Raw genomic sequence first — 25,607 nt, 5'->3', positions numbered from 1 at the left:
CCCCCTGAGTCCGTTGAGGGGCGATACCGGGGCGGAACGGGACCAATACCGGACCACAACGGGACCAATGCCGGGTTCACGGGGGTTCCCTCCACCTTGCGGAGTACCCGAGATCGATCTGGCGGTTGACCCCGGACCGCCATTCCCCTGCATACGCTGGGTAATGTGCAGCGCCTCTACTCCTTCCTCCGCAGACACCCGACATGGGTCGACAGCTTCTGGGCTCTCGTCCTGCTCGGGATCAGCGCGCTGTTCGTGATGGAGGACAGCCAGCTGTCGCCGTTCTCCCGGCTGGCCGCGGTCCCGATCGCGATCGGGCTGAGCGCCGTCGTCGCGCTGCGCCGCCGGTCGCCGGAGAACACGCTGCTGCTGGTCATCGCCCTCGGCATCGCCCAGATCGTGCTGGACGTCCGGGTCAATCCCGGTGACTTCGCGATGCTGGTCGCCGTCTACACCGCCGCCGCCAACGGCGCCCGCTGGGCCTCGCGGCTCGCCCTCGTCGGCGGTCTGAGCGCCTCGCCGATCTCGACGCTGCGCTGGCCGGACGACAACCCGTACTCCAGCACCTGGGTCGGCATCGCCCAGGTGATCTTCGTGTCCGTCCCGTTCGCGCTCGCCTGGGTCATCGGCGACAGCCTCCGCACCCGCCGTGCCTACTACCTCCAGCTGGAGGAGCGGGCCGCCCGGCTCCAGCGGGAGCGCGAGGCGCAGTCCAAGGCCGCGGTCGCCGCCGAGCGGGCCCGGATCGCGCGGGAGCTGCACGACGTGGTGGCGCACAACGTGTCGGTGATGGTGGTGCAGGCGGACGGCGCCGCCTATGTGCTGGACGCCTCGCCCGAGCAGGCCAAGCAGGCGCTGTCGACGATCTCCAGCACCGGCCGCCAGGCGCTCGCCGAGATGCGCCGGCTGCTCGGCCTGCTGCGGGCGGGCGACGACAGCGGCGGCGAGTACGTGCCGCAGCCCGGTGTCGATCAGCTGGCCGAGCTCGTCGAGCAGGTGCGCGGCGCCGGTCTGCCGGTCCGCTTCGAGGTGACCGGCGAGGCCCGCCCGCTCTCCAGCGGCGTGGAGCTGACCGCGTACCGCATCGTCCAGGAGGCGCTGACCAACACCCGCAAGCACGGCGGCATGGACGCCACCGCCACCGTCCAGCTCGTTTTCGCGGACGCCGAACTGGACCTGCTCATCGAGGACGACGGGCGGGGTTCCCAGCACGAGCTGTACGAGGACGGCGGCCAGGACGGCCTCGGTCAGGGCCTGATCGGGATGCGCGAGCGCATCGGCATGATCGGCGGCACGCTGGAGGCCGGGCCACGGCCCGGCGGCGGCTTCCGGATCAGCGCCGTGCTGCCCCTCAAGACGGGACGCTGACGCACCCGGCGCCCCCCGCCGTCCCGCCCCACCGGGTCATCCCCGCCGACTCCCAGAAGCCGATTTCCAGCAGAAGAGGACCAGAACACGATGGCGATCCGCGTAATGCTCGTCGACGACCAGGTGCTGTTGCGCACCGGTTTCCGCATGGTGCTGCAGGCCCAGCCCGACATGGAGGTCGTCGCGGAGGCGGGCGACGGCGCGGAGGCGATCGAGGTGCTGCGCTCCACCAAGGTGGACGTGGTGCTGATGGACGTCCGCATGCCGCGACTCGACGGCGTCGAGGCGACCCGCCAGATCTGCGGCGGCCCGGACCGCAAGCCGGACGACGGCGGCCCGCGGGTGCTCATCCTCACCACCTTCGACCTGGACGAGTACGCCTTCTCGGCGCTCAAGGCCGGCGCCAGCGGCTTCATGCTCAAGGACGTCCCGCCGGACGAGCTGCTGGGCGCGATCCGTTCCGTGCACAGCGGGGACGCGGTCGTCGCACCGAGCACGACGCGCCGGCTGCTGGACCGCTTCACGCCGATGCTGCCCAGCTCCGGCGCCCCGGACAACACGGCCGTGAACCGGCTGACCGAGCGCGAGCGCGAGGTGCTGCTGCTCGTCGCCCAGGGCCTGTCGAACGGTGAGATCGCGCGGAAGCTGGTGCTGTCCGAGGCGACGGTGAAGACCCACGTCGGCCGGATCCTCACCAAGCTCAATCTGCGCGACCGCGTCCAGGCGGTGGTACTGGCCTACGAGACGGGCCTGGTGCGCGCCGGCACGGGCGGCCACTAGACCCCGTAGGCCGGGGCTCCCAGCTCTGTCGTCAGCCGTCGTCGCGCAGGACCAGCGCCAGCAGCCCCGGGAAGCGCTGGTCGAACTCCGCGCGGCGCAGCCGGTTGACGCGCTTGGGTCCCTGGTCGCGCTGCTCGATCAGCCCGGCCGTGCGCAGTACCGCGAAGTGGTGGCTGAGCGCGGCCTTGCCGACGGGCACGTCGAAGGTTCCGCAGGTCCGCTCCCAGTCGCCGGCCGGCGGAGTCGGCACGGTCGCCGGGCAGGTCGCCCGGCTCGGTGGGCGAGGCGCACCGGCTCATGGACACCCGCACCACCACCGGCAAGCTGCTGCTGCGCGTCGCGGGGGAATGACGCGCGGGAGGCCTGCCGGCGGCGTGCCGCGTGCGGCAGCGGGGATCGGCCGCCGTCAGGCGTCCAGGCGCTCCACGAACGCCCGCACCGCCTCTGCGACGTCGTCCACCGTCCACTCCAGCGCCGACGCGGCCACCGTCACCTCGGTCACCGACATCCCCGGCACCTCGCTGTCGAACCACTTGCCGAACACGACGGACTTCGTCTCCAGGGCCTGCCGCAGCCCGGCCGCGTCCAGGACCGAGGCCGGGTACGGCAGCCACACCTGGAACTGGTGGGTGAAGGGCACCGGGGGGTTGATCCGGAAGAACGGCACCGCGCCCTCGAGGCCGTCCCGCAGTCCCTCCACGACGCTCTTCGCGTGCGCCACGTACGAGGGCAGCCGCGGCAGTTCGTTGTCCAGTCCCGCCAGCGCGGCGAGCACCGTCGGGAACTGCTGGAACGGCAGCCCGCCGTACCGGTGGCGCCAGGCCTTCGCCTCCGCGATCAGGTCCGCGGGGCCGGCGAGCACCGCGCCCGCGATGCCGTCGAGCGACTTGTAGAACGACACGTAGACGCTGTCCGCGAGGTCCGCGATCTCCGCCAGGGAGTGTCCGAAGTGCGGTGGGCACTCCCACAGCCGGGCGCCGTCGAAGTGCACCACGGCGTCCCGGTCGCGCGCGGCGGCCACCGTCGCGGTCAGCTCCTCCCAGGTGGGCAGCTGGAAGCCCGCGTCGCGCAGCGGCAGCTCCAGCATCAGCGTGCCGAACGGTTCGTCGAGGTTCCTGATCTCCTCCGCGGTCGGCATCCGGGGCGCCGTCGTCGGATGGACGGTGCGCAGCCCGCCCACCACCGAGAGGGCGTCGCGCTCATGCACCTCCGGATGGGCCAGCGGGTGCAGCGCGACCGCCGGATTGCCCGTCCGGCCCGCCCAGCACCGCAGGGCCACCTGCTGCGCCATCGTGCCGGTCGGGAAGAACGCCGCGGCCTCCAGGCCCAGCAGCTCCGCCACCCGCTGCTCCAGCGTGGCGACGACGCCGTCGCCGTACATGTCCAGCGGAAGGTCCAGGTCGTACGCGGCCGCGCTCTCGGCCACCAGGCGCTCCAGCCGTTCGCGCATCAGCGGCCGCTTGCCGCCCGACAGCACCCGGTCACAAGCCCGTACAGCCGCCAGTCGCGCTGCCTTCTCGTCGTCGATCGCATTGCCCATGGCACCGATCCTGCCCCACGGGCACCCCTTCTGCCGAGGGGGATTTCCCGGCTGCCCGGCGTCCATCCCATGGACCCCCGGGGAGGCCGGGAAGCATTCGCGTAGCATTGACGAGAACGTCCGGTACCGCTCAGGACTGGAACGGAAGGCCAGCGCAGCGTGAACGCATCGCATACCCCGGGCCCCATGCCCTCCGAAGCGGAGGCGCGCCCCGCCCGTCTCACCGTCGGCGTCGTCGGCGCGGGCCGGGTCGGACCGGCGCTCGCCGCCGCCCTCAAGCTCGCGGGTCACCGGCCGGTGGCCGCGTCAGGGGTCTCCGACCTCTCACGGCGCCGCGCGGCGACCCTGCTGCCCGACGTGCCGCTGGTCGAGCCCAAGGAAGTGCTCGCCCGCGCGGACCTCGTCCTGCTGACCGTCCCCGACGACGCGCTGCCCGGCCTGGTCACCGGCCTCGCCGAGACCGGCGCCGTCCGCCCCGGCCAGCTGATCGTGCACACCTCGGGCCGGTACGGCACGGGCGTGCTCGAACCGGCGCTGCGGGCCGGCGCCCTGCCGCTCGCGCTGCACCCCGCGATGACCTTCACCGGCACCGCGGTGGACGTGCAGCGGCTGGCCGGCTGCTCCTTCGGCGTCACCGCCCCCGAGCAGCTGCGGATGGCCGCCGAGGCCCTCGTCATCGAGATGGGCGGCGAGCCCGAGTGGATCGACGAGGCGGCCCGCCCGCTCTACCACGCGGGTCTCGCGATCGGTGCGAACCACCTGGTCACCCTGGTCGCCCAGTCCATGGAGCTGCTGCGCGAGGCGGGTGTCGAGGAGCCGGGCCGGATGCTCGGCCCGCTGCTCGGCGCCGCGCTCGACAACGCCCTGCGGGCCGGCGACGGCGCCCTCACCGGCCCGGTCGCGCGCGGCGACGCGGGCACGGTCACCGCGCACCTGGCGGAGCTGCGCAAGCACTCCCCGCAGGCCGTCGCCTCCTATCTGGCGATGGCGCGGGCCACCGCGGACCGCGCGATCGCCAACGGAATGCTCAAGCCGGAATTCGCCGAGGCACTGCTCGAAGTCCTCGCGGACGGGGGACCCCGATGACCACCCACCTGCTGGAGACGGCCGCGGAACTGCGGGCGGCCGCCCTGGACGGCCGCACGCGCGCCGTGGTGATGACGATGGGCGCGCTGCACGAGGGGCACGCGACGCTGATCCGCACCGCGCGCGAGCACGTGGGGGCGGCCGGCGAGGTCGTCGTCACCGTCTTCGTCAATCCGCTGCAGTTCGGCCCCGGCGAGGACCTGGACCGCTATCCGCGCACCCTGGACGCCGATGTGAAGATCGCCGAGGGCGCCGGCGCGGACTACGTGTTCGCACCCGCGGCCGACGAGGTCTACCCCGGCGGCGCACCGCAGGTGCGGATCACGGCCGGCCCGATGGGGGAGCGCTACGAGGGCGCCTCCCGCCCCGGCCACTTCGACGGCATGCTCACCGTCGTCGCGAAGCTGCTGCACCTCACCGCCCCGGCCGTCGCGTTCTTCGGGCAGAAGGACGCCCAGCAGCTCGCGCTGATCCGCCGGATGGCGACGGACCTGAACTTCCCGGCGGAGATCGTCGGCGTCCCCACGGTCCGCGAGGGCGACGGGCTGGCGCTGTCCAGCCGCAACCGCTACCTCTCGGACGCCGACCGCCCGGCGGCGCTCGCCCTGTCGCGCGCGCTGTTCGCCGGCCGGGACGCGGTCCAGGCGGGCCCCGACGCCGTACGAGCGGCGGCGCGCACCGTACTGGAGCGGACGGGGGACGGCGGCCCGGCCGTCGACTACCTGGCCCTCGTCGACGCCGCGGACTTCACCGAGGCGCCGCCCGGCCACACCGGCCCGGCGATCCTCGCCGTCGCCGCGAAGGTCGGCACGACCCGTCTGATCGACAACATCCCCCTGGAATTCGGAGCCGCCCGATGAACGGAACCGGCATACGGTTGCACGCCCCCGCCCCCGGCTGGGCGATCGCCGCCGACGTGATCGTCGTCGGGTCCGGCGTCGCCGGCCTGACGACCGCGCTGCGCTGCGCCGCCGCCGGGGCGAAGGTCGTCGTCGTGACGAAGGCGCAGATGGACAACGGCTCCACGCGCTGGGCCCAGGGCGGCATAGCGGCCGCGCTCGGCGAGGGCGACACCCCGGAACAGCACCTGGACGACACCCTGGTCGCGGGCGCCGGGCTGTGCGACGAGCCGGCCGTGCGGGCGCTGGTCACCGAGGGCCCGGACGCGGTGCGCCGGCTCATCTCCACCGGCGCGCAGTTCGACACGTCCGACGAGACCGGCGAGATCCTGCTGACCCGTGAGGGCGGCCACCACCGCCGCCGGATCGCGCACGCGGGCGGCGACGCGACGGGCGCGGAGATCTCCCGCGCCCTCGTGGAGGCGGTCCGCGACGCCGGTATCGAGACCGTGGAGAACGCGCTCGTCCTGGACCTGCTCACCGACGCGGCGGGCCGCACCGCGGGCGTCACGCTGCACGTCATGGGCGAGGGCCAGCGCGACGGCGTCGGCGCCGTGCACGCCAAGGCCGTGGTGCTCGCGACCGGCGGCATGGGCCAGGTGTTCTCCGCGACGACCAACCCGGCCGTCTCGACCGGCGACGGCGTGGCGCTCGCGCTGCGGGCCGGCGCCGAGGTCAGCGACCTGGAGTTCGTGCAGTTCCATCCGACCGTGCTGTGGCTGGGCCCGGACGCCGAGGGCCAGCAGCCGCTGGTGTCCGAGGCGGTCCGCGGCGAGGGCGCGTACCTGGTCGACGCCGAGGGCGTCCGGTTCATGACCGGTCAGCACGAGCTGGCCGAGCTGGCGCCGCGCGACATCGTCGCCAAGGGCATCACCCGGCGCATGCAGGAGACCGGCGCCGAGCACATGTTCCTGGACGCCCGGCACTTCGGCGCGAAGATGTGGGCCGAGCGCTTCCCGACGATCCTCGCCGCCTGCCGTTCGCACGGCATCGACCCGGTCACCGAGCCGATTCCGGTGGCACCCGCGGCCCACTACGCGAGCGGCGGCGTCCGGACGGACCTGCTGGGCCGGACGACCGTGCCGGGCCTGTACGCGTGCGGTGAGGTGGCCTGCACGGGTGTGCACGGCGCCAACCGGCTCGCCTCCAACTCGCTGCTGGAGGGCCTGGTCTTCGCCGAGCGCATCGCGGCCGACATCATCGCCGACCCGACCGCGCCGGGCGCCCCCGTCGTCCCCGCACCGGCCCGCACCCCGCTGCCGGCCTCCGAGGCCCGTTACGAGATCCAGCGGATCATGACGGCGGGCGCGGGCGTGCTGCGCAGCGCCGCCAGCCTGGCGGGCGCGGCCACCGCGCTGGAGCGTCTCCACACCGCCTCGGTCGAGGATCTGGAGCGCGACGGCAAGACCGCCGAGCCGTGCGTCGAGACGTGGGAGGCGGCCAATCTGAGCCTGGTGTCCCGGGTCCTGGTCGCGGCCGCCCGCCGCCGGGAGGAGACTCGTGGCTGCCACTGGCGCGAGGACCGGCCGGACCGGGACGATGCCCAGTGGCGCCGGCACCTCGTCGTCCGCCTGACGCCGAACGGGACGCTGGCCGTCCACACCACCGACACGGCGGACTTCCCGCCGGTGCGCAATGAAGAGGCACCGCTCGACAGCCTGCCGGTGACCGCAGAAACCCCGCGGGGGACGACCCGCGCAGCCCTCAAGGAGCCCTCGTGAGTACCCCGGACCGTCCTCAGCCCGTCCTTCTTCCGCTGCCGCAGTTCGGCCTGCCCGTCGGTCTGCCCGACGAGGGCCCGGGCGGCTGCGGTGACGCGTGCGGCTGCGGCGGCGACGAGGAGCTGTACGAGCACGACCCGCTGGAGTGCGGTCTGGACGCCGATCTGGCGCAGCTGCTCGTCGACGCGGGGCTCGACCCCGTCCAGGTCGAGGACGTCGCGCACATGGCGATCGAGGAGGACCTCGACCAGGGCGTGGACGTCACCACCGTCGCGACCGTCCCCGAGGACGCCTTCGCCACCGGTGACTTCACCGCCCGCGAGGCGGGCACCGTCGCGGGCCTGCGGATCGCCGAGGCGGTGCTGTCGGTCGTCTGCACCGACGAGTTCGAGGTCGAGCGGCATGTCGAGGACGGCGACCGCGTCGAGCCCGGCCAGGTGCTGCTGACGGTCCGCACCCGCACCCGTGACCTGCTGACGGGCGAGCGCAGCGCGCTCAACCTGCTGTGCCGGCTGTCCGGTATCGCCACCGCGACCCGCGCCTGGTCGGACGTGCTGGAGGGCACCAAGGCGGAGGTCCGTGACACCCGCAAGACGACGCCGGGGCTGCGCGCCCTGGAGAAGTACGCGGTGCGCTGCGGCGGCGGCGTCAACCACCGGATGTCGCTGTCGGACGCGGCGCTGGTCAAGGACAACCACGTGATCGCGGCCGGCGGTGTCGCGCAGGCGTTCAAGCTGGTCCGCGACGAGTTCCCCGACCTGGCCGTCGAGGTCGAGGTCGACACCATGGACCAGGTGCGCGAGGTCCTCGCGGCGGGCGCCGACCTGATCCTGCTGGACAACTTCACCCCGGAGCAGACCGCCGAGGCCGTCACGTACGTCGCCGGCCGCGCCGTCCTGGAGTCCTCGGGCCGGCTCTCCCTCGACACCGCCCGCGCCTACGCGGAGACCGGCGTCGACTACCTGGCGGTCGGAGCCCTCACGCACTCCTCGCCGATCCTCGACATCGGCCTCGACCTGCGCTCGGGAGTCTGAGACCCGCATGCTCCTCACCATCGACGTCGGCAACACGCACACCGTCCTGGGCCTCTTCGACGCGGAGGAGATCGTCGAGCACTGGCGGATCTCCACCGATTCGCGCCGTACCGCCGACGAGTGGGCGGTCCTGCTGCAGGGCCTGATGGGCATGCACCCGCTGCTCGGCATGGAGCTGGGTGACGGCATCGACGGCATCGCGATCTGCTCGACGGTGCCGGCGGTCCTGCACGAGCTGCGGGAGGTCACCCGGCGCTACTACGGGGACGTCCCGTCGGTCCTCGTCGAGCCGGGCATCAAGACGGGTGTGCCGATCCTGGTGGACCACCCGAAGGAGGTCGGCTCCGACCGGATCGTCAACTCCCTGGCGGCCATGCACCTGTACAACGGCCCGTGCATCGTCGTGGACTTCGGTACGGCGACGACCTTCGACGCGGTCTCCGTGCGCGGTGAGTACATGGGCGGCGCCATCGCCCCGGGCATCGAGATCTCGGTGGACGCCCTCGGGGTGCGCGGCGCCCAGCTGCGCAAGATCGAGCTGGCCCGTCCGCGCAGCGTCATCGGCAAGAACACCATCGAGGCGATGCAGTCCGGCATCCTGTACGGCTTCGCCGGCCAGGTCGACGGTGTCGCGGAGCGGATGGCCCGGGAACTCGCCGACGACCCGGACGACGTCACGGTGATCGCCACCGGCGGTCTCGCGCCGCTCGTCCTCGGCGAGGCGTCGATCATCGATGTGCACGAGCCGTGGCTGACGCTGATCGGGCTGCGGCTGGTCTACGAGCGGAACGTCTCGACGACCTGACCCCGACGGGCGGCGTGCATCCGCGGTACGGCTCCAGATCCAGCCATGTCGTTACGGGAATTTTGTCCGTTTAGCACTTAAAGTCGTCTCATGCCCACGCCACACGGGTCCCGGGGCGGCATGGCGTTCAGCGCGGACGAACTGCGTGTGTTCCGGCGCGCCCTCGCAGCGGCCCTCCGACCCGCCACCACGACATCCGTCCCCGACGACCTCCAGGAGTACCTCCGGCTCGCCGAGGCCCTGGACGAAGCGGTCGGCGAGGCCGGACGGCTCCGGACGTTCCTCCTCGCCGAGCTGACCCGCTACCGCGAGGCACTCCCGGGCAGCGCCGCCGGTTATCTCGCGCGGCTGAGGGACGCCCTCGACACCGGCTACCTGCCGGGCCCCGACGACCTCGCGGCGCTGCGGCGGCTGCGGAGTCACCCCTGTGGCACGGTCGAGCACCGCCGCCGCACCGTGTTGCTGCGGCGCTGCGAGGACCTGGCCGAAAACGATCTACGAGCCCGCCTGGAGGCCCATATGCCCACGTCGCGCCGACGCTCCACGATCGCCGACCGCGGACGGCTGCTCTCGCTGCCCGGCGGCCGCACGGAATCGCCCGTGCCGGCCCTCCTGTTCGGCTCCGCGCCCGACCGGGCGGACATGTCGGGCAAGCCCTCGGAGAAGCCCGCACGGCCCGCTCAGGTGCCCGCTCCGGCCCCGGCGCCGTCCAGGGGCCCCGCGGCCCCCGACCCCGGCCGCCGGGTCCCCACGCCGGCCGAGGTGTTCCCCCCGGGACACCACCGCGCAACGCCCCCGGACGAGGAAGCCCGCTCGGCCTGACTACGCTGGACGGCATGGACTACGTATCCGCGCTCGTGCCGCCGTTCGTCATGGCGGTCTTCTTCATCGGCCTCGTCGTGACGATCATCAAGAACCAGGGCGGGGCCAACAAGGCCAAGGAGGACGCGGCGGTCGACGCCGCGTTCGCCAAGGCCGAGGCCGTCCAGCAGGCCGGAACCGACGAGGTTCGCTAAATAACCGGCATTTCCGGCAAATGTCACTAGTATTCGAGGGTGCCCCGTCCATTGGGAGACCTCGAAGACGCAGTGATGACCAGGGTGTGGCAGTGGAATCGCCCGGTCACCGTTCGCGAAGTGCTCGAAGACCTGCAGCAGGACCGTTCCATCGCGTACACGACGGTCATGACCGTAATGGACAACCTGCACCAGAAGGGCTGGCTGCGCCGTGAGGCGGAAGGCCGCGCCTATCTCTATGAGGCGGTATCCACAAGAGCCGCTTACTCGGCCGCACTGATGAACGAAGCATGGGCGGCGAGCGACAACCCGGCCGCGGCCCTCGTGCACTTCTTCGGCATGATGTCACCGGAACAGCGGGAAGCCCTCAGGGACGCAATGCGCGTAGTCCAGTCCGTGGACCCCTCTGCGCCTCCCGAGCCCGACGAACGATAGCGTCCGGCCATGCCCCTCGTATCAAATGACGTCACCATCCGCCGGGCCAGGACCAGTGATGTGCCGGCCGTCCGCAGCCTGCTGGACTCATATGTCCGCGACCGCATCCTGCTGGACAAGCCCACGGTGACTCTTTATGAGGACATCCAGGAGTTCTGGGTCGCCGAACGCGACGAGGACGCCGCCGTCGTGGCCTGCGGCGCACTTCATGTGATGTGGGAGGACCTGGCAGAGGTCCGCACGCTGGCGGTTCATCCGGGACAGCGCGGGAAGGGTGTCGGACATCAAGTCCTGGCCAAGCTCTTGCAGACCGCGCGCTGGCTCGGAGTCCGCAGGATTTTCTGTCTCACCTTCGAAGTCGACTTCTTCGCCAAGCACGGCTTCGTCGAGATCGGCGAGACACCGGTGGACGGTGATGTCTTCGGCGAGCTGCTGCGTTCCAATGACGAGGGAGTGGCCGAGTTCCTCGACCTCGAGCGAGTGAAACCGAACACCTTGGGCAACAGCCGCATGCTGCTGCAACTCTGAGGGTCCCGGTATGTCCGGTACGCGCACCGGCATCTTGCTCAGCTTCGCGCAAGGGGTTTGTGTTTTTCCGTAAAAGGCGCTTTGCTTTTACCGTTAATCCGTTTTCGATGAAAGGGAAGCCGGTGGCACAGAAGGTTCAGGTCCTTCTTGTTGACGACCTCGACGGCGGCGAGGCGGATGAGACCGTCACGTTCGCACTCGATGGAGTGACGTACGAGATCGACCTCACCACTGCCAATGCGGACAAGCTGCGCGGGCTGCTCACCCCGTACCTGGACAGCGGTCGCAGGACCGGTGGACGGGTCGGCCGTGGCCGCGGTCCCAAGGTCGTGCGGGGCGGCTCGGCGAGCCAGGACACCGCGAAGATTCGCGCGTGGGCCAAGGACAAGGGCTACGAGGTCAATGACCGCGGCCGTGTTCCCGCGTCCATTCGCGAGGCGTACGAGAAGGAACACGGCTGATTCTCCAGCAGCCGGACCCGGTGGCAGGCCGTCGCGAGAGCGGAGACCAGCGCCACCAGGCCGATGGGTCCCCCCACACCATCGGTACCGGAGCGGCCCGTGAAACACATCGCGGGCACCGTAGGTTCCACCTCGCAGCCCGGTTGGGGAGGCCGCAGCCAGACCGGCGCCGTCCGGTCGTAGGCGGCCTCCCGGCGTCCCCATTCGGGGTGAGCCGGCGCCCGCATCAGATCGCCCGCACCCAGGGCGGTCAGATCGAGCGGGATTCCGCTCCATTCCAGCCATTCCAGCAGCCCGGGAAGTTCCTCCGCCGTACCCGCCGCCACCAGCAGCAGGACCCGCCGTCCGTCCAGCGCGACGGGTCCCAGTTCACCGGGCCGCGGGAAGCGTGTCAGTGCGGCGAAGCCCACCTTGGCGGGAACCTCCAGCGCGTCGAAGCGCGCACCGGTGACCAGGTGCGGAGGCGTCGTACCGGCGATCGGCCAACCCAGCTCGTGCTCGTACCAGCCCATGCCGTATGCAACTCCCGCGGAGCACAAGGGTTACGAGCGGTGGCGCTCCGGATACGCTCCGTGGCGGCCGGAGGTGCCCGGGGTGCGGCCGATGAGCGCAAGGCTGTTCGCCCTTAGCGCACCCGTTGGCCCCGCGCGGCATGGAATGTCGGTGCCGGCGGGTAAGAAAGTCCTAGTGGGACGGGACGGCGGCCGCGGCGGATGGGCGCGCGTTCGCCATCGGCGTACTCGATAAAGGTCTATTCACCTGGCCTGCGGGAACATCGTCTCGCACCATCAGGTTGGAGCTGTTGTCGGCTGCGTGGGACTAAAGGGCCCAGGTGGGTGTCTACGGTTGAAGTGAGCTGCCCCGCTGTCGGGACTAGCATGCGGAAGGACAGGGAGGGGACCGCCCCCTAACTGCCCGACCGCTCTGAGGAGCGATTAACGATGTTCGAGAGGTTCACCGACCGCGCGCGGCGGGTTGTCGTCCTGGCTCAGGAAGAAGCCCGGATGCTCAACCACAACTACATCGGCACCGAGCACATCCTCCTGGGCCTGATCCACGAGGGTGAGGGTGTCGCCGCTAAGGCCCTGGAGAGCCTCGGGATTTCGCTCGAGGCGGTCCGCCAGCAGGTGGAGGAGATCATCGGTCAGGGCCAGCAGGCCCCGTCCGGGCACATCCCCTTCACCCCCCGTGCCAAGAAGGTCCTGGAGCTGTCGCTCCGCGAGGCCCTTCAGCTCGGACACAACTACATCGGGACCGAGCACATCCTGCTCGGCCTCATCCGCGAGGGCGAGGGCGTCGCCGCCCAGGTCCTCGTGAAGCTCGGCGCCGACCTGAACCGGGTCCGGCAGCAGGTCATCCAGCTGCTGTCCGGCTACTCCGGCGGCGGCAAGGAGTCGGCGGGTGCCGGCGGCCCGGCCGAGGGCACGCCCTCGACCTCGCTGGTCCTGGACCAGTTCGGCCGCAACCTGACGCAGGCCGCCCGTGAAACCAAGCTCGACCCGGTCATCGGGCGCGAGAAGGAGATCGAGCGGGTCATGCAGGTGCTGTCCCGCCGCACCAAGAACAACCCCGTCCTCATCGGCGAGCCCGGCGTCGGCAAGACCGCCGTCGTCGAGGGCCTCGCCCAGGCGATCGTCAAGGGTGAAGTTCCCGAGACGCTCAAGGACAAGCAGCTCTACACCCTGGACCTCGGCGCCCTCGTCGCCGGTTCCCGGTACCGCGGTGACTTCGAGGAGCGCCTGAAGAAGGTCCTCAAGGAGATCCGCACCCGCGGCGACATCATCCTGTTCATCGACGAGCTCCACACCCTGGTGGGTGCGGGCGCCGCCGAGGGCGCGATCGACGCCGCGAGCATCCTCAAGCCCATGCTGGCGCGAGGTGAGCTGCAGACCATCGGTGCCACGACGCTCGACGAGTACCGCAAGCACCTGGAGAAGGACGCGGCCCTTGAGCGCCGCTTCCAGCCCATCCAGGTCGCCGAGCCGTCGCTGCCCCACACCATCGAGATCCTCAAGGGTCTGCGCGACCGGTACGAGGCACACCACCGTGTGTCGATCACCGACGCCGCCCTGGTCGCCGCCGCCACCCTGGCCGACCGCTACATCTCGGACCGCTTCCTCCCGGACAAGGCGATCGACCTGATCGACGAAGCCGGCTCCCGGATGCGCATTCGCCGGATGACCGCACCGCCGGACCTCCGCGAGTTCGACGAGAAGATCGCCGATGTGCGCCGTGAGAAGGAGTCCGCGATCGATTCGCAGGACTTCGAGAAGGCCGCCTCGCTCCGCGACAAGGAGAAGCAGCTCCTCGCCGCCAAGGGCAAGCGCGAGAAGGAGTGGAAGGCCGGCGACATGGACGTCGTCGCCGAGGTGGACGAGGAGCTGATCGCGGAGGTCCTGGCCACGGCCACCGGCATCCCGGTCTTCAAGCTCACCGAGGAGGAGTCCTCGCGCCTGCTGCGCATGGAGGACGAGCTCCACAAGCGCGTCATCGGCCAGAAGGACGCCATCAAGGCGCTCTCCCAGGCCATCCGGCGCACCCGTGCCGGCCTCAAGGACCCGAAGCGTCCCGGTGGCTCGTTCATCTTCGCCGGCCCGTCCGGCGTCGGTAAGACCGAGCTGTCCAAGACGCTCGCCGAGTTCCTCTTCGGCGACGAGGACGCGCTCATCCAGCTCGACATGTCGGAGTTCAGCGAGAAGCACACCGTCTCGCGGCTCTTCGGCTCGCCTCCCGGCTACGTCGGCTACGAAGAGGGCGGCCAGCTCACAGAGAAGGTGCGCCGTAAGCCGTTCTCCGTCGTCCTCTTCGACGAGGTCGAGAAGGCCCACCCCGACATCTTCAACTCCCTGTTGCAGATCCTGGAGGACGGTCGGCTGACCGACTCCCAGGGCCGGGTCGTGGACTTCAAGAACACGGTCATCATCATGACGACCAACCTCGGCACCCGGGACATCTCCAAGGGCTTCAACCTCGGCTTCGCGGCCACGGGTGACGCCAAGACCGGGTACGAGCGGATGAAGGCGAAGGTCGGCGAGGAGCTCAAGCAGCACTTCCGTCCCGAGTTCCTCAACCGTGTCGACGACGTCGTGGTCTTCCACCAGCTGACGGAGGAAGACATCATGCAGATCGTCGACCTCATGGTCGCCAAGGTGGACGAGCGCCTCAAGGACCGCGACATGGGCCTGGAGCTCAGCGTCGAGGCCAAGAAGCTGCTCGGCAAGAAGGGCTACGACCCCGTCCTGGGTGCCCGGCCGCTGCGCCGGACCATCCAGCGGGAGATCGAGGACATCCTCTCCGAGAAGATCCTCTTCGGTGAGCTGCGCCCCGGTCACATCGTGGTCGTCGACACCGAGGGCGAGGGTGAAGAGAAGAAGTTCACCTTCCGCGGCGAGGAGAAGGTCACGGTCGCGGACACCCCGCCGATCGAGGCCGCGGGTTCCGGCGGAGCCGCGCCGAACCTGTCCAAGGACGCGTAACGCCTGCTGCTCGGCATTCATGGGGCCGGCCCCGAAACCTTCTGGTTTCGGGGCCGGCCCCATTTGCGCGGGCGGGGGGCGCGGATCAGTTCCACCGGTGCGGGGTGATGTGCAACCGGTCCCGGGGGAACAATTCGGCGCCGATCACCCGGGCCGCGTTCTCCACGGTGAGACGGATTCCCTCGACGCCGCGGAGTGCGGTGAGGTCGAGTGTCCTGTCGGCCGACGTGGCGGAGTAACCGAACCGCAGAGTCGTCAGGCTGGGCAGGAGGCGTACCAACGACAGCAGATCAACGACCGGTGACGGGTCGAGGAGCTCCAGCGTTTGCACGGTCGGCATGGTTACCAGAGCCTCGGTGATGTGGTGCCTGACATGACGCAGCTCCAATAGCCTGAGATGCGGAAGCAGGGCGAGATCCGATAAATCGTCCACCGTGTCCGGATGGTCGATCGCCATGGTGTCCAGGTTTCGCCATTTCCCGATTCCGAGAAGGCTGCGGACGCTCGCGTTCGGGCCCAGCCAAAGACTGGTCAGCTGGGACAGCTCCGGCGCGTGATGGAAATTGGACCAGTCCACTTTCGTGGAGAGTCCCAGCCCGCGTAATGCCCCCATGCTCTCCAGCGGCCCGAGATCCAGAGGATGCGGCGCGGCGCAGAGGTTCAGGTGCCTGAGGGACGTGTTGTTCCGCAGATCCTCGAGGTCGGTGACGGCCGGACAGTTGTCGATACCGAACAGCTCCAGTTCAGGAGCGGCTGAAACCCGCCCGAGGCTGTCCAGGAGCGGATTGTCCTTGATGTTGAGGCGTTGCAGATTCACGCTTCGGGACGGCGGCAATAGCTCTTCGGGAGGCAGCGCTCCCACACACCAGAGGAGCCTGGCGTGGGCCAGCGAAGGCAGGGCCCGGAGTTTGGCCGCGCTGTCGATGGTTACCCATGAGTTGAGAACCGAGTGCTGGAGTACCTGTTCCGCATAGGCGTCGACGGGGAAGTGGTCCCACGCCTCGACAATGCTGAATTGCACCTGCGACCGTTCGTCCCGGGTGAACCTGCTGATGAAGGCCATGGCCGGATCCGTGCCGAGTCTCCCGGCGGTGCGGACCACCGCCGCCGCCTCGTGCACCGAGAGGCCGGCGGGTCCTGGCAGCAGTTCCAGGACGACGGGGCCGACCGCGGCCAGCGCGTCCGCCTCCTCGTCCGAGCACGGCGGAATGAGGGCCGCCGCCCGCTCCTCCACCGCGCTCCGGACGACCGCGTCCAGTTCCACCGCCTGCTCCAGGCAGGCCATCGCCAGCAGATGGAGCCGTGAGCGGTGGCTCTTGGTGCGGTCGCCCCGCGCGAGGAGCTGGTTGAGGAGCCGGGCGCGCTCGTCCGGGCGGGCGTGGGCCACCGCCATGCGCAGGACGTCCTCCCACTGGTCGTCGTGGGCGTTGCGGACGAGGAACGCGAAGTCGCGCTCCTCCACCGCCGCCTTGGCGCCCAGGTAGTCCTGGAAGGTGCGGTGGATGAAGTCGACGGTGCCTTCCGCGGGCACGCGCAGCAGTCCGCTGCGGAGCAGCAGACGGTGGAAGACCTGCGTCGCGTCACCCGTCGCGGCCACCGCGGGCATCGCCGGGAGCGCGGCCGCGATGCGGTCCACCGCGTCGGTCTGGTCCATCTCGACCTGGCCGTTGCGGATCATCCAGTAGGCGAGCTTCTGGAGGAGCTGGATCTGGGGTTCCTCGGTGAGCTGGACGTCGATGTCGCGTTCACGGTCGCGGCGGCCCAGGAGCATGGACATCGCGGCGTCGTACAGCTGCTTGCGGCTGTGCGGCAGATAGCCGCGGCGGTCGCGGTGCAGGGCGCAGATCAGTCCGCACATCAGGGGGTTGGTGGCGAGGCGGGCGAGGTCCTGCTGGGTGCGGACGGCGTCGAGCAGGGAGCGCTGGTAGCCGTCGGTCCTGGCGGTCTCCTCGGCGTCGGCGTCCGTCGCGCGGGCGGCGTCGTGCCAGCGGGTGATGAACGCGCCGACGTCGTCACGGCCCATGGGGGAGAGCACCAGTTCCGCGAAGCCCTCGCCCGCCAGCCACGCGTCCGAGACGGCGGAAGGGCGCGAGGTGACGAGCCACAGGTTGCCGGGGAAGGCGATCAGCAGATTTCGCAGCCAGTCGCGGACGCGGTCGCGTTCCCGCTCGCCGATCTCGTCCAGCCCGTCGACGAGCAGCAGACCCCGGCCCGCCTGGAGGATCCGCTCGGTCCAGCCGTCCGGCGCGGTCAGCGGGACGTTCGCGGAGCGGAGGAAGTCGGCGGGGAGCGGCAGCTCGCCGTGGCGGATGAGGGTGCGCAGCGGCAGGACGAAGGGGACGCGGTCCCGCAGATGGTGCTTTCCGGCGTCCGGCTCCTCCAGGGCGGCGGAGACCGCGAGCCACTGCACCAGCGTGGTCTTCCCGGATCCGGCGAGACCACGCAGCAGGACGCGCTCGCGTCCGGCGAAGGTCTGCTCCGCGCGCACCGAGCCCCCGCCGCCCGGCAGCGGGCTCCCCGGTGCGCCGCGGTCCGGCTCGGTGACCTCCAGGCTGAGGTAGGCCGCGTCGAGCGGCCAGACGGCCCGGGAGCGGTCGCTGAGGTCGATCCCGAAGATGGTGAGGGTGGAGTACCGCCTGGCGACGTACGCCGCGTAGGGGGACGTGAACGCCGCGTCGGGGTCGGCCGGCCGGGTGATGAAGGTGTAGCCGCAGCCGGTGGCATCGAGCGCGCCCATGAACCCCGGGTTTCGCACGAGCTCGGCCACGGGGACGGTGACGAGCCGGCTGCCCGGCCAGCCGTAGGGATCACCGCAGACCACCGCCATCAGCAGATCGTCCGAGAAGACGGCCGCGCCGGACATCCCGGCCCACGCCGATCCGCCGTCCTGCCGTACGGAGGGCGGGGTGTGGTCGCTGTCCAGTACGTACCAGCGCTTGAGCAGCCCGGAGCCGGGTTTGAGGGTGCCGGTCACCTGCTCGCTGTCGAGGGACTTCCCTTCCGGGCCGCCGCGCTGGACGTACGGGAAACCGATCGCCTGGCAGTCCCGGACCGGGGAGAGGGAGCCCACCATTCCCAGCCGGATCGGCGCGGTGGCCGGGATCAGGTCGACGGGGGCCTCGATGAGGGCGACGTCGATCTCGCGCTCGATCTCGTGCGGCCGCCACACGACGCGGCACCGCACTTCGCCCGGGCCGCCGGGTACGGCGATCCGGACGTCCGTGCCGTCACCGATGACGTGGGCGGCGGTCAGCGCCACCCGGGGGCTCAGCAGATAGCCGCTGCCCTGCCGGCCGCCCGAGAAGACCGCCGCGATCCGGTTCCGCCGGGGGCCGTCGGCCCCTGCCCCGTCGCCCCCTGGCCCGGCGGCCACGGCGGTCAGCTGCCGGCGTCGGTGAAGTGGCTGCTGTCGCCCTCGTCGTCCATATGGATGTCGAGATGGCCGCCGGTGGCGGCGTTCTTCGGCTTGAGGGTGAAGGAGACCGTGTGGGTGCGGCCCCGGGAGCGGGTGCCCTCCACGCCGGCGTCCACGACCCAGGCCTTGACGCCGCCCTTGCCGGTCACGTCGCGGCGGATCTCGACGGTGAACTCCATGTGGATGTCGCCGACCTCGAAGCGGACGGCCTTCCCGGTGCCGCGCGCGGCAGCGGTGGCCAGGCCCGCACGGACCGCCTCGACCGCATCCGCCAGCTCGATGTCGTTCAGGTACTCGTCCGCCGCCATCGTGTGCGCCCCCGCCCTGTCGATGGGGCAACGGTAGGGCAGCCGGGGCGGGCGCCGCCATGCTTTCCGGGGAATTGAGTGGCGGGGGTCACAGGACTTTCGGCCCGGGTGAATGGCGCAAGGTCCCGCGGGAAAGCGATTGGATCTTATTGCGTGGTGACATGGCACACGCGCCATTCCGAGCTTACTAGGCGGAATAGTCGATGCTTCCAGGGCGCGGAAGGCCGTTCCGCACCGGGCGCCGGAACCGTGCGCAGAACGCTGCTGATCCCTTGTTTTGGCTGGTCGGGAGAGGTGCGAGGGGCTTCACCAGTAGCCGGAACCGGCGTGGCAAGAGGCGTTTCGTCCTTGCTTTCGCTACGGCCGGAGTTAGTAGTAGCGCACCTTGTGCGGGCACAGCGAAGCGCGTTACCACTGAATGGCCGGAGCGGCCCACAGTCGCTCTTGCTTCATACCCCCCATTCAGTGAGGTAACCCTGCATGCTTAAGAACTCGACGAAGAACCACGCCCCGAAGTCCGTCATGCGTGGTCGTGCGGCCGTGGTGGCGGGCGGCGTGTGCGTGGCACTCGCGCTGGGCTCTACGGCGGCCATGGCCGCCGACTCGCAGGACGCGGGTCTCTTCGGGACCGCGTCGGCGAACAGCATCGCGGACGCGGTGAAGACGCAGGCCGACGGACAGAAGAAGGCCGCTGCGGCGAGCGCGAAGGCCGCGGCCGCGAAGGCCGACGCCAAGAAGCGGGCGGCCGTGAAGTCCGCCGCGGACCGCAGCGCGCGCCAGAACGCCTGGGTGAAGCCCGTGACGAGCTACACGATCGGCGCGTCCTTCGCGCAGGCCGGCTCGCACTGGTCGCACAAGCACTCCGGGCAGGACTTCGTGGTGCCGACCGGTACCCAGGTCAGGGCCGTGCACGGCGGCACCGTCGTCGACGCCGGCTGGGGCGGTGCCTACGGCAACAACATCGTGATCAAGCACGGGAACGGCACGTACACGCAGTACGGCCACCTGTCGAAGATCGAGGTCTCGGTCGGCCAGACGGTGAGCACCAGCCAGGAGATCGGCAAGTCCGGCAGCACCGGGAACTCGACCGGCCCGCACCTGCACTTCGAGGCCCGCACCACGCCGGTCTACGGCTCGGGCATGGAGCCGCTGTCGTTCCTGCACAAGCACGGCGTCAACATGTGACCCACACCGTCAGGTGACCCACACCCGCATCAGCGGTGATCAGTCCAGGTTCCGGTGAGCCTGGGCGATGAGATCGAGGGCGACCTCGAGGATGGCTTCGCGCTTCTCCTCGGGGTCGCCCTCGATGTTCTGCACGGCGAACATCCCGGCGTGCATCGCGAAGAGCGCGGTGATGCAGCGGACCTGGCTCGCCATCGAGAACTCGGGCTCCTTCAGCAGGCCGTTCAGCGCGAGCATCTTGCTCTTGAACTGCTCGCCGATGCTCAGCTCGCGGACCGTGGCCTGGTTCTCCTGGATGAAGCGGAAGAGCGCGGAGGCGCCCCACAGGGCGGCGCTGTAGCGGCGCAGCATCTCCTGCTTGTTCTCCAGGGTGCGCGGCTGCGCCTCGGCCCAGGCGATCAGCTCGTCGACCGGCCGGCCGATGTCCTCGACGATGCTGGTGAGGATGTCTTCCTTGGTCTTGAAGTGGTAGTAGAGCGCGGCCTTGGTCACCTCGAGGTGCTCGGCGATCTCGCGCAGCGAGGTCTTCTCGTACCCCTGCTCGGCGAAGAGTTCGAGCGCGACGTCCTGGATGCGGTGGCGGGTGTCACCGCGACGTGCCTGCGAAGTGCCCATGGCTACCGCTCTCCTGCGTTGACCGCCCGAATGGCCGGTATGGCTTTGGTCAAACGTAATGTACTTACTTGACGACCGGCTAGCTGCGCCTTACCTTCAGTATCGTAGCGAACTAGCCGGGCGGCAAGTAAGTACCAAAAGCGCGAGCGGGCCGCCCCATCCAGGGGAGGCACCGGTCATGTCCCAGACCGCAGAAACGCCACCCGAAGCGGCTCCTCAGCGCAGTGTGCGTGTGGTTCTGCTCGGGCTCATGATCGCGATGTTGCTCGCGATGCTCGACAACATGATCATCGGTACCGCGATGCCGACGATCGTAGGGGAGCTCGGCGGCCTCAACCACCTCTCCTGGGTGGTCACCGCGTACACGCTCGCGACCGCCGCCTCGACGCCCATCTGGGGAAAGCTCGGCGACATGTACGGTCGCAAGGGCATCTTCATGACGTCGATCGTGCTCTTCCTGGCCGGTTCCGCGCTCTCCGGCCTCTCCCAGTCGATGGACCAGCTGATCGCCTTCCGCGCGATCCAGGGCCTCGGCGCCGGCGGTCTGATCGTCGGCGTGATGGCGATCATCGGTGACCTGATACCGCCACGGGAACGTGGCAAGTACCAGGGCATGATGGCCGGCGTCATGGCGCTGGCGATGATCGGCGGACCGCTCGTCGGCGGCACCATCACCGACAACTGGGGCTGGCGCTGGAGCTTCTACATCAACCTGCCGCTCGGGGCGGTGGCGCTCGCGATGATCTACATCGTGCTGCACCTGCCGAAGAAGCGCGTCCAGGCCCGTATCGACTACCTCGGCGCCGGACTGCTCACCGTCGGCATCACCGCGCTGGTGCTCCTCACCACCTGGGGCGGCACCCAGTACGGCTGGGCCTCGGCGCAGATCATCGGGCTCCTCGTCCTCGGCGTGGTCGCGATCGCGGCCTTCATCTGGGCCGAGACCCGCGCCAAAGAGCCCGTCATGCCGCTGCACATCTTCCGCAACCGCAACTTCTCGCTGATCTCCCTGATCGGCTTCCTGGTCGGTTTCGTGATGTTCGGCGCGATGACGTTCCTGCCGCTCTACCAGCAGACCGTCCAGGGCGCCTCGGCCACCAACTCCGGCCTGCTGCTCCTGCCGATGCTGCTGGCGATGATGGTGGTCTCGCTGATCGCCGGCCGGGTCACCACCCAGAGCGGCCGCTACAAGATCTTCCCGATCATCGGCGGCGGCCTGATCACCGTCGGGCTGTACCTGCTGTCCACCATGGACACCGGGACCACCCGCTTCATGTCCGGCGTCTACATGGCCGTGCTCGGCGCGGGCATGGGCTTCCTGATGCAGATCACCATGCTCGTCGCGCAGAACAGCGTCGAGATGAAGGACATCGGCGTCGGCAGCTCGTCCGCGACGCTCTTCCGCACCATCGGCGGCTCGTTCGGTGTCTCGCTCTTCGGGGCGCTCTTCACCCACCACGTGCAGAACACGATGACGGAGCTCGGTGGCGCCGCGGGCAGCAAGGCGATCGGCGGCGGCGCGCAGCTCGACCCCGCGCGCATCGCCCACCTGCCGGCGGAGGTGCGGGACGCCTATCTGCACGCGGTCTCCAACGGCACGCACACCGTCTTCCTGTGGGGCGCGGTGATCAGCATCGTCGGCTTCGTGGCGGCCTGGTTCGTCAAGGAGATCCCGCTGCGCGGTGCTCCGCAGGCCCCCGGCGACGGCGACAAGGCCGACAAGGACGAGGCCCTCGAGACGCTGCACCCGGTCGAGGCGATCTGACCCCCGCGCAGCGCACCGACGACGACGGCCCCCGGCATCTCCTGCCGGGGGCCGTCGTCGTACGGGCACCTCTACCTGGGCAGCAGCAGCTGCGCGACCGCGCCGCCGCCGTCGGAGGCGGGAGCGTTGCGGAACGTGAGCCGGGCGCGCAGTACCCGGGCCTGGCCGGTGGCGATGGTGAGGCCGAGGCCGTGGTCGCCGCCCGCCCGGTCGGAGCTGCCGGTACGGAAGCGGCTGGGGCCCTCGCGCAGCAGGTCGTCGGGGAAGCCGGGACCGTGGTCGCGGATCCGCAGGAACGGCCCGTTGATGCTCACCTCGGTCCGCGGCTTGCCGTGCCGGGCGGCGTTGGCCAGCAGATTGCCGAGGATGCGCTCCAGCCGGCGCGGATCGGTGTGCACGACCGCGTCCTCGATCACGGTCACCACGGCATCGGGATCGAGCGCCAGCACCCGCCTGCGCACGAAGTCGCCCAGGGCGACCTCCTGCAGATCGGCCTGCTCCGCGGCCCCGTCCAGCCGGGCCACCTCCAGCACGTCCTCGACCAGGGTGCGCAGCGCCTGGGCTCGGTTCCGCACCAGCTCGGCGGGGCGGCCGGGCGGCAGCAGCTCGGCAGCGGTGACCAGGCCCGTCACCGGGGTGCGCAGCTCATGGGCGATGTCGGCGGTGACCCGGCGCTCGGCCTCCAGCCGGTCCTGCAGCGCGTCGGCCATCGCGTCGACGGCGGACGCCAGCTCGTCGGTCTCGTCGCGGACCCGGCCGCCGATCGCGTCGCGCACCCGCACCTCGGGATTGCCGTCGGCCACCTTGCGGGCCGCGACGGCGGCCTTGCGCAGCCGGCGGGACATCTGGCCGCCGATCAGCACACCGAGCGCGGTGCCGCCCACCACCACCGCGAGCGAGCCGACGATCAGGGCCTGGTCGAGGTCGACGAGGACCGAGTAGCGGTCCTTGAAGGTGGTGCGCAGCGACAGGATGCGGCCGTCGTTGGTCGGCGTCTCGGCCCACACGATCGGCGCGCCGCCACTGTCCTGGACGTACGTCGCCCGTTCGCCCCTGGCCGCGAACTCCTTCAGCGGCTTGGGCAGCGCCGGGTCGTCGAGCTGGGCGGAGAAGACCTTCTTGCCGGTGACCTCGTAGATCCGCAGGGCGGACTGCACCCGCTCGTCCTGTACGTCACGGGAGTTGTCGATCATGCTGACGCGGGCGGCGTTGTGCACCACGAGGCTCAGCGCCACGGCGACGAGCACCGAGACGAAGGCGATGGCGGCACTGAGCTTCCAGCGCAGACTGGAGCGGGGGAACAACGGCATCGTCTGTCAGGCCCTGAGCTTGTAACCGAAGCCGCGCACCGTCTCGATCCGGTCCTGGCCGATCTTGACGCGCAGCCGCTGGACGTGGACGTCCACGACCCGGGTGTCGCCACCCCACTCATAGTCCCAGACCCGCTCCAGCAGCCGGTCACGGGAGAGCACGGCGCCGGGCGCAGCGGAGAACTCCAGCAGCAGCCGCATCTCGGTGGGGGTCAGGGCGAGCCGCTCGCCGCCGCGGGTCACCTCGAGGCCCTCGGGGTCGATCTCGATGTCGCCGAAGGACAGCAGGGCAGCCTCCGCCGGTTCGTCACCGGAGGAGGCGTGGCCGAAACGGCGCAGGACCGCCCGGATCCGGGCGACCAGCACCGCCCCGTCGAAGGGCTTCGTCACATAGTCGTCGGCGCCGGCCTCCAGGCCGAGCACGATGTCGATGGAGTCGGCGCGCGCGGACAGCATGATCACCGGCACGGTCGACTCGTCCCGGATCCGCCGGCACAGGCTGACGCCGTCCAGGCCCGGCACCATCACATCGAGCAGCGCGAGATCGGGCTGCTCGGCGCGGAACGCCTCCAGCCCGGCCAGTCCGTCGGCGACCGCCGTCACCTTGAAGCCGTCGCGCTCCAGCGCGAGCGTGGTCGCCTCGCGGATGACGTCGTCGTCCTCGACGAACAGGACGTGTGTTTCAGCCATTCGATTTCTTTTCCGGCTTGGGGGTGGGGAGCGCGTCCCCGTAGTCGGTGTACGTGCGCTCCACCTGGACGAACCTGGTGTCCTTCCAGACGTACGTCAGGGCCTCCTGCCCGGTGGGGCAGCAGACCTGGTCGTCGCCTTTGTACACCTGACGGATGATCTCCAGCTTGCCGTTGTCCGCACTGCCGTAGACCGGCGGCTGCTCATCGGCGAAGACGTTCTGATACTGCCCGTCGATCATCCGGTACACATAACTCGCGATCCCCATGCCGTCGCCGCAGGTGGCGACGTTCACGATCAGATCGGGTCCTTCGCCGCTGGTCAGATCGCCGGACGAGGTGTCCACCGGGTACTCGTCACCGGCACAGGGCGCGAGATCCTCGCGCACCTCCTGGCTGACGTTCCGCGTGTCCTTCTTCACCAGTTTCGCCAGCGCCGCCGGGTCACCGGCGATGGACGGCGCCGGGCTGGGCTCCGCCTTCAGCGTCTGGAGCGGTGCGGGGCCCTCACGGCGTGCCCCGGTGCCGGTCCTGCAGCCTGCAAGCGCGGTCAGCAGGCACAGAGCCACTGCGACCGCGGTCAGCGCTGCTAGGCGGCGCACACGCCCTCCATCCGTGAGTAGCCGTAGCGGCCGTGCTCCAGCTCATGGCGCAGCCGGGCCAGTGCCCGGTGCAGGGTGCTCTTCACCGTACCCGTCGACATGCCCAGTGCGCGGGCGGTCTCCTCCGTGGACAGCTGGCCGTAGTGGCGCAGCATCACGACCTGGCGCTGCTTGGGCGCGAGGACCTGCAGTGCGTCGCGGAGCATCTCGCGGTCGGCGCGCTGGTCGGCGCCGTCGTCGACGCTGGCGTCCGGCAGCTCCTGGGTGGGGATCTCGTCGAGCTTGCGGTTCCGCCACCACTCGGTCCGCGTGTTGATCATGACGCGGCGCATGTAGGCGTCCGCGAGCGTCTTGTCGGCGATGCCGTCCCAGCGCGGGTAGGTGCGCACCAGCGCGGTCTGGACGAGGTCCTGGGCGTCGATCGGGTCGGGGACGAGCCGCCGTGCGCTCCGCAGCAGTGCGTCCTGCCGGGTCCTCACGTACTCCTCGAACTCCAGAACCGTGCCGTTCGCCGCCATGGGTCGCCCTCCGTCCCGTGCTGTCCCGCCCTGTCGACTGTTGCGCTGAGG

General features: G+C 70.4%; 24 protein-coding genes and 1 pseudogene. 15 read left to right on the top strand and 10 right to left on the bottom strand.

Going from position 1 to position 25,607, the window contains the following annotated elements:
* The first annotated feature begins 165 nt into the window (after positions 1–165).
* Both LNW73_RS14070 and LNW73_RS14065 read left to right on the top strand, forming a co-directional pair.
* Positions 166–1,368, top strand: coding sequence for a sensor histidine kinase (locus LNW73_RS14070; RefSeq protein WP_250977096.1), 1,203 nt, complete (start codon positions 166–168; stop codon positions 1,366–1,368).
* Positions 1,369–1,458: 90 nt separating this feature from the next.
* Complete coding sequence (locus LNW73_RS14065) at positions 1,459–2,148, top strand: response regulator (RefSeq protein WP_250990125.1); 690 nt, start codon at positions 1,459–1,461, stop codon at positions 2,146–2,148.
* Positions 2,149–2,179: 31 nt separating this feature from the next.
* Here the strand turns inward: LNW73_RS14065 and LNW73_RS14060 are convergent.
* Both LNW73_RS14060 and LNW73_RS14055 read right to left on the bottom strand, forming a co-directional pair.
* A pseudogene (locus tag LNW73_RS14060) lies at positions 2,180–2,377 on the bottom strand (ArsR/SmtB family transcription factor); the annotation flags it as partial.
* 177 nt (positions 2,378–2,554) lie between these two features.
* A complete protein-coding gene (locus tag LNW73_RS14055) occupies positions 2,555–3,796 on the bottom strand; it encodes a threonine aldolase family protein (RefSeq protein WP_374118096.1) in 1,242 nt (413 codons plus the stop codon).
* A 78-nt stretch (positions 3,797–3,874) separates the two neighbouring features.
* On the opposite strand from LNW73_RS14055, the gene LNW73_RS14050 reads away from it, so the two are divergent.
* The 10 genes from LNW73_RS14050 to LNW73_RS14005 all read left to right on the top strand — a co-directional run bounded on the left by LNW73_RS14050 (position 3,875) and on the right by LNW73_RS14005 (position 11,673).
* The gene (locus LNW73_RS14050; RefSeq protein ID WP_250977098.1) at positions 3,875–4,774 is read left to right on the top strand and encodes a Rossmann-like and DUF2520 domain-containing protein; all 900 of its coding nucleotides are present in this window, start codon (positions 3,875–3,877) and stop codon (positions 4,772–4,774) included.
* Positions 4,771–5,634: a pantoate--beta-alanine ligase gene (gene panC / locus LNW73_RS14045; RefSeq protein ID WP_250990123.1), complete on the top strand. Its 864-nt coding sequence runs from the start codon at positions 4,771–4,773 to the stop codon at positions 5,632–5,634. The genes LNW73_RS14050 and panC overlap by 4 nt, the downstream gene beginning before the upstream one ends.
* On the top strand, positions 5,631–7,394 hold the full coding sequence (locus tag LNW73_RS14040; protein WP_250990122.1) for an L-aspartate oxidase: 1,764 nt from the start codon (positions 5,631–5,633) through the stop codon (positions 7,392–7,394). Before panC ends, LNW73_RS14040 begins: the two co-directional genes overlap by 4 nt.
* A complete protein-coding gene (gene nadC / locus LNW73_RS14035; RefSeq protein ID WP_250990121.1) occupies positions 7,391–8,428 on the top strand; it encodes a carboxylating nicotinate-nucleotide diphosphorylase in 1,038 nt (345 codons plus the stop codon). The genes LNW73_RS14040 and nadC overlap by 4 nt, the downstream gene beginning before the upstream one ends.
* A 7-nt stretch (positions 8,429–8,435) precedes the next feature.
* Positions 8,436–9,233 carry a type III pantothenate kinase gene (locus LNW73_RS14030; protein WP_250977102.1) on the top strand — a complete coding sequence of 266 codons (798 nt, stop codon included), beginning with the start codon at positions 8,436–8,438 and terminating at the stop codon, positions 9,231–9,233.
* A gap of 90 nt (positions 9,234–9,323) precedes the next feature.
* Entirely contained in the window at positions 9,324–10,055 is a 732-nt protein-coding gene (locus LNW73_RS14025; RefSeq protein ID WP_250990120.1) for a hypothetical protein, read from the top strand.
* Between the two features lie 14 nt (positions 10,056–10,069).
* Positions 10,070–10,249 (top strand): hypothetical protein, encoded by a 180-nt coding sequence (locus tag LNW73_RS14020; RefSeq protein ID WP_138354118.1) that lies wholly within the window; start codon positions 10,070–10,072, stop codon positions 10,247–10,249.
* Positions 10,250–10,288: 39 nt separating this feature from the next.
* Positions 10,289–10,684, top strand: a complete 396-nt coding sequence (locus LNW73_RS14015; RefSeq protein WP_138354119.1) for a BlaI/MecI/CopY family transcriptional regulator — start codon at positions 10,289–10,291, stop codon at positions 10,682–10,684.
* Between the two features lie 9 nt (positions 10,685–10,693).
* Positions 10,694–11,212: an amino-acid N-acetyltransferase gene (locus LNW73_RS14010; protein WP_138354120.1), complete on the top strand. Its 519-nt coding sequence runs from the start codon at positions 10,694–10,696 to the stop codon at positions 11,210–11,212.
* Positions 11,213–11,334: 122 nt separating this feature from the next.
* Positions 11,335–11,673 (top strand): histone-like nucleoid-structuring protein Lsr2, encoded by a 339-nt coding sequence (locus LNW73_RS14005; protein ID WP_138354121.1) that lies wholly within the window; start codon positions 11,335–11,337, stop codon positions 11,671–11,673.
* Here the strand turns inward: LNW73_RS14005 and LNW73_RS14000 are convergent.
* Positions 11,604–12,185, bottom strand: a complete 582-nt coding sequence (locus LNW73_RS14000) for an SCO3374 family protein (protein ID WP_250977104.1) — start codon at positions 12,183–12,185, stop codon at positions 11,604–11,606. The two genes, LNW73_RS14005 and LNW73_RS14000, sit on opposite strands and share 70 nt — an antisense overlap.
* A 429-nt stretch (positions 12,186–12,614) precedes the next feature.
* Here LNW73_RS14000 and LNW73_RS13995 point away from each other — a divergent pair, with 429 nt between their 5' ends.
* Entirely contained in the window at positions 12,615–15,149 is a 2,535-nt protein-coding gene (locus LNW73_RS13995; RefSeq protein ID WP_250977105.1) for an ATP-dependent Clp protease ATP-binding subunit, read from the top strand.
* Positions 15,150–15,234: 85 nt separating this feature from the next.
* On the opposite strand, the gene LNW73_RS13990 is transcribed toward LNW73_RS13995, so the two are convergent.
* Positions 15,235–18,522 (bottom strand): NACHT domain-containing protein, encoded by a 3,288-nt coding sequence (locus tag LNW73_RS13990; protein ID WP_250990119.1) that lies wholly within the window; start codon positions 18,520–18,522, stop codon positions 15,235–15,237.
* 5 nt (positions 18,523–18,527) lie between these two features.
* Positions 18,528–18,872, bottom strand: coding sequence for a trypco2 family protein (locus LNW73_RS13985; RefSeq protein WP_250977107.1), 345 nt, complete (start codon positions 18,870–18,872; stop codon positions 18,528–18,530).
* Positions 18,873–19,352: 480 nt separating this feature from the next.
* On the opposite strand from LNW73_RS13985, the gene LNW73_RS13980 reads away from it, so the two are divergent.
* Positions 19,353–20,057: a M23 family metallopeptidase gene (locus LNW73_RS13980; protein WP_250990118.1), complete on the top strand. Its 705-nt coding sequence runs from the start codon at positions 19,353–19,355 to the stop codon at positions 20,055–20,057.
* A gap of 39 nt (positions 20,058–20,096) precedes the next feature.
* Here LNW73_RS13980 and LNW73_RS13975 read toward each other — a convergent pair whose 3' ends face one another.
* A complete protein-coding gene (locus LNW73_RS13975; protein ID WP_250990117.1) occupies positions 20,097–20,672 on the bottom strand; it encodes a TetR/AcrR family transcriptional regulator in 576 nt (191 codons plus the stop codon).
* A gap of 178 nt (positions 20,673–20,850) precedes the next feature.
* Here LNW73_RS13975 and LNW73_RS13970 point away from each other — a divergent pair, with 178 nt between their 5' ends.
* On the top strand, positions 20,851–22,437 hold the full coding sequence (locus LNW73_RS13970; protein ID WP_250990116.1) for an MDR family MFS transporter: 1,587 nt from the start codon (positions 20,851–20,853) through the stop codon (positions 22,435–22,437).
* A gap of 71 nt (positions 22,438–22,508) precedes the next feature.
* Here the strand turns inward: LNW73_RS13970 and LNW73_RS13965 are convergent, their stop codons facing one another.
* Genes LNW73_RS13965 through LNW73_RS13950 form a run of 4 tightly spaced genes read right to left on the bottom strand, consistent with a single transcriptional unit; the run spans position 22,509 to position 25,556 of the window.
* Entirely contained in the window at positions 22,509–23,747 is a 1,239-nt protein-coding gene (locus LNW73_RS13965) for a sensor histidine kinase (RefSeq protein WP_250977110.1), read from the bottom strand.
* 6 nt (positions 23,748–23,753) lie between these two features.
* Positions 23,754–24,437: a two-component system response regulator CseB gene (gene cseB, locus LNW73_RS13960; RefSeq protein ID WP_138354127.1), complete on the bottom strand. Its 684-nt coding sequence runs from the start codon at positions 24,435–24,437 to the stop codon at positions 23,754–23,756.
* Positions 24,430–25,038: a hypothetical protein gene (locus tag LNW73_RS13955; protein WP_250977111.1), complete on the bottom strand. Its 609-nt coding sequence runs from the start codon at positions 25,036–25,038 to the stop codon at positions 24,430–24,432. The genes cseB and LNW73_RS13955 overlap by 8 nt, the downstream gene beginning before the upstream one ends.
* Entirely contained in the window at positions 25,026–25,556 is a 531-nt protein-coding gene (locus LNW73_RS13950; RefSeq protein ID WP_138354128.1) for a SigE family RNA polymerase sigma factor, read from the bottom strand. Before LNW73_RS13950 ends, LNW73_RS13955 begins: the two co-directional genes overlap by 13 nt.
* Between the last annotated feature and the right edge of the window lie 51 nt (positions 25,557–25,607).

Source organism: Streptomyces sp. RKAG337, from assembly GCF_023701715.1.
Taxonomy (GTDB): Bacteria; Actinomycetota; Actinomycetes; order Streptomycetales; family Streptomycetaceae; genus Actinacidiphila.
Note: the sequence above shows the minus strand (reverse complement) of the source record. Positions and strands in the feature narration are given on the sequence as shown.

Coding starts and splice junctions, on each gene's coding strand:
- LNW73_RS13965 (WP_250977110.1), bottom strand. CDS start 23,747: ATGCCGTTGTTCCCCCGCTCCAGTCTGCGCTGGAAGCTCAGTGCCGCC.
- cseB (WP_138354127.1), bottom strand. CDS start 24,437: ATGGCTGAAACACACGTCCTGTTCGTCGAGGACGACGACGTCATCCGC.
- LNW73_RS14020 (WP_138354118.1), top strand. CDS start 10,070: ATGGACTACGTATCCGCGCTCGTGCCGCCGTTCGTCATGGCGGTCTTC.
- LNW73_RS14030 (WP_250977102.1), top strand. CDS start 8,436: ATGCTCCTCACCATCGACGTCGGCAACACGCACACCGTCCTGGGCCTC.
- LNW73_RS14025 (WP_250990120.1), top strand. CDS start 9,324: ATGCCCACGCCACACGGGTCCCGGGGCGGCATGGCGTTCAGCGCGGAC.
- LNW73_RS14065 (WP_250990125.1), top strand. CDS start 1,459: ATGGCGATCCGCGTAATGCTCGTCGACGACCAGGTGCTGTTGCGCACC.
- panC (WP_250990123.1), top strand. CDS start 4,771: ATGACCACCCACCTGCTGGAGACGGCCGCGGAACTGCGGGCGGCCGCC.
- LNW73_RS14050 (WP_250977098.1), top strand. CDS start 3,875: ATGCCCTCCGAAGCGGAGGCGCGCCCCGCCCGTCTCACCGTCGGCGTC.
- LNW73_RS13975 (WP_250990117.1), bottom strand. CDS start 20,672: ATGGGCACTTCGCAGGCACGTCGCGGTGACACCCGCCACCGCATCCAG.
- LNW73_RS13970 (WP_250990116.1), top strand. CDS start 20,851: ATGTCCCAGACCGCAGAAACGCCACCCGAAGCGGCTCCTCAGCGCAGT.
- LNW73_RS13985 (WP_250977107.1), bottom strand. CDS start 18,872: ATGGCGGCGGACGAGTACCTGAACGACATCGAGCTGGCGGATGCGGTC.
- LNW73_RS13950 (WP_138354128.1), bottom strand. CDS start 25,556: ATGGCGGCGAACGGCACGGTTCTGGAGTTCGAGGAGTACGTGAGGACC.
- LNW73_RS14040 (WP_250990122.1), top strand. CDS start 5,631: ATGAACGGAACCGGCATACGGTTGCACGCCCCCGCCCCCGGCTGGGCG.
- LNW73_RS14010 (WP_138354120.1), top strand. CDS start 10,694: ATGCCCCTCGTATCAAATGACGTCACCATCCGCCGGGCCAGGACCAGT.
- LNW73_RS14000 (WP_250977104.1), bottom strand. CDS start 12,185: ATGGGCTGGTACGAGCACGAGCTGGGTTGGCCGATCGCCGGTACGACG.
- LNW73_RS13980 (WP_250990118.1), top strand. CDS start 19,353: ATGCTTAAGAACTCGACGAAGAACCACGCCCCGAAGTCCGTCATGCGT.
- LNW73_RS13995 (WP_250977105.1), top strand. CDS start 12,615: ATGTTCGAGAGGTTCACCGACCGCGCGCGGCGGGTTGTCGTCCTGGCT.
- LNW73_RS14055 (WP_374118096.1), bottom strand. CDS start 3,796: ATGCTACGCGAATGCTTCCCGGCCTCCCCGGGGGTCCATGGGATGGAC.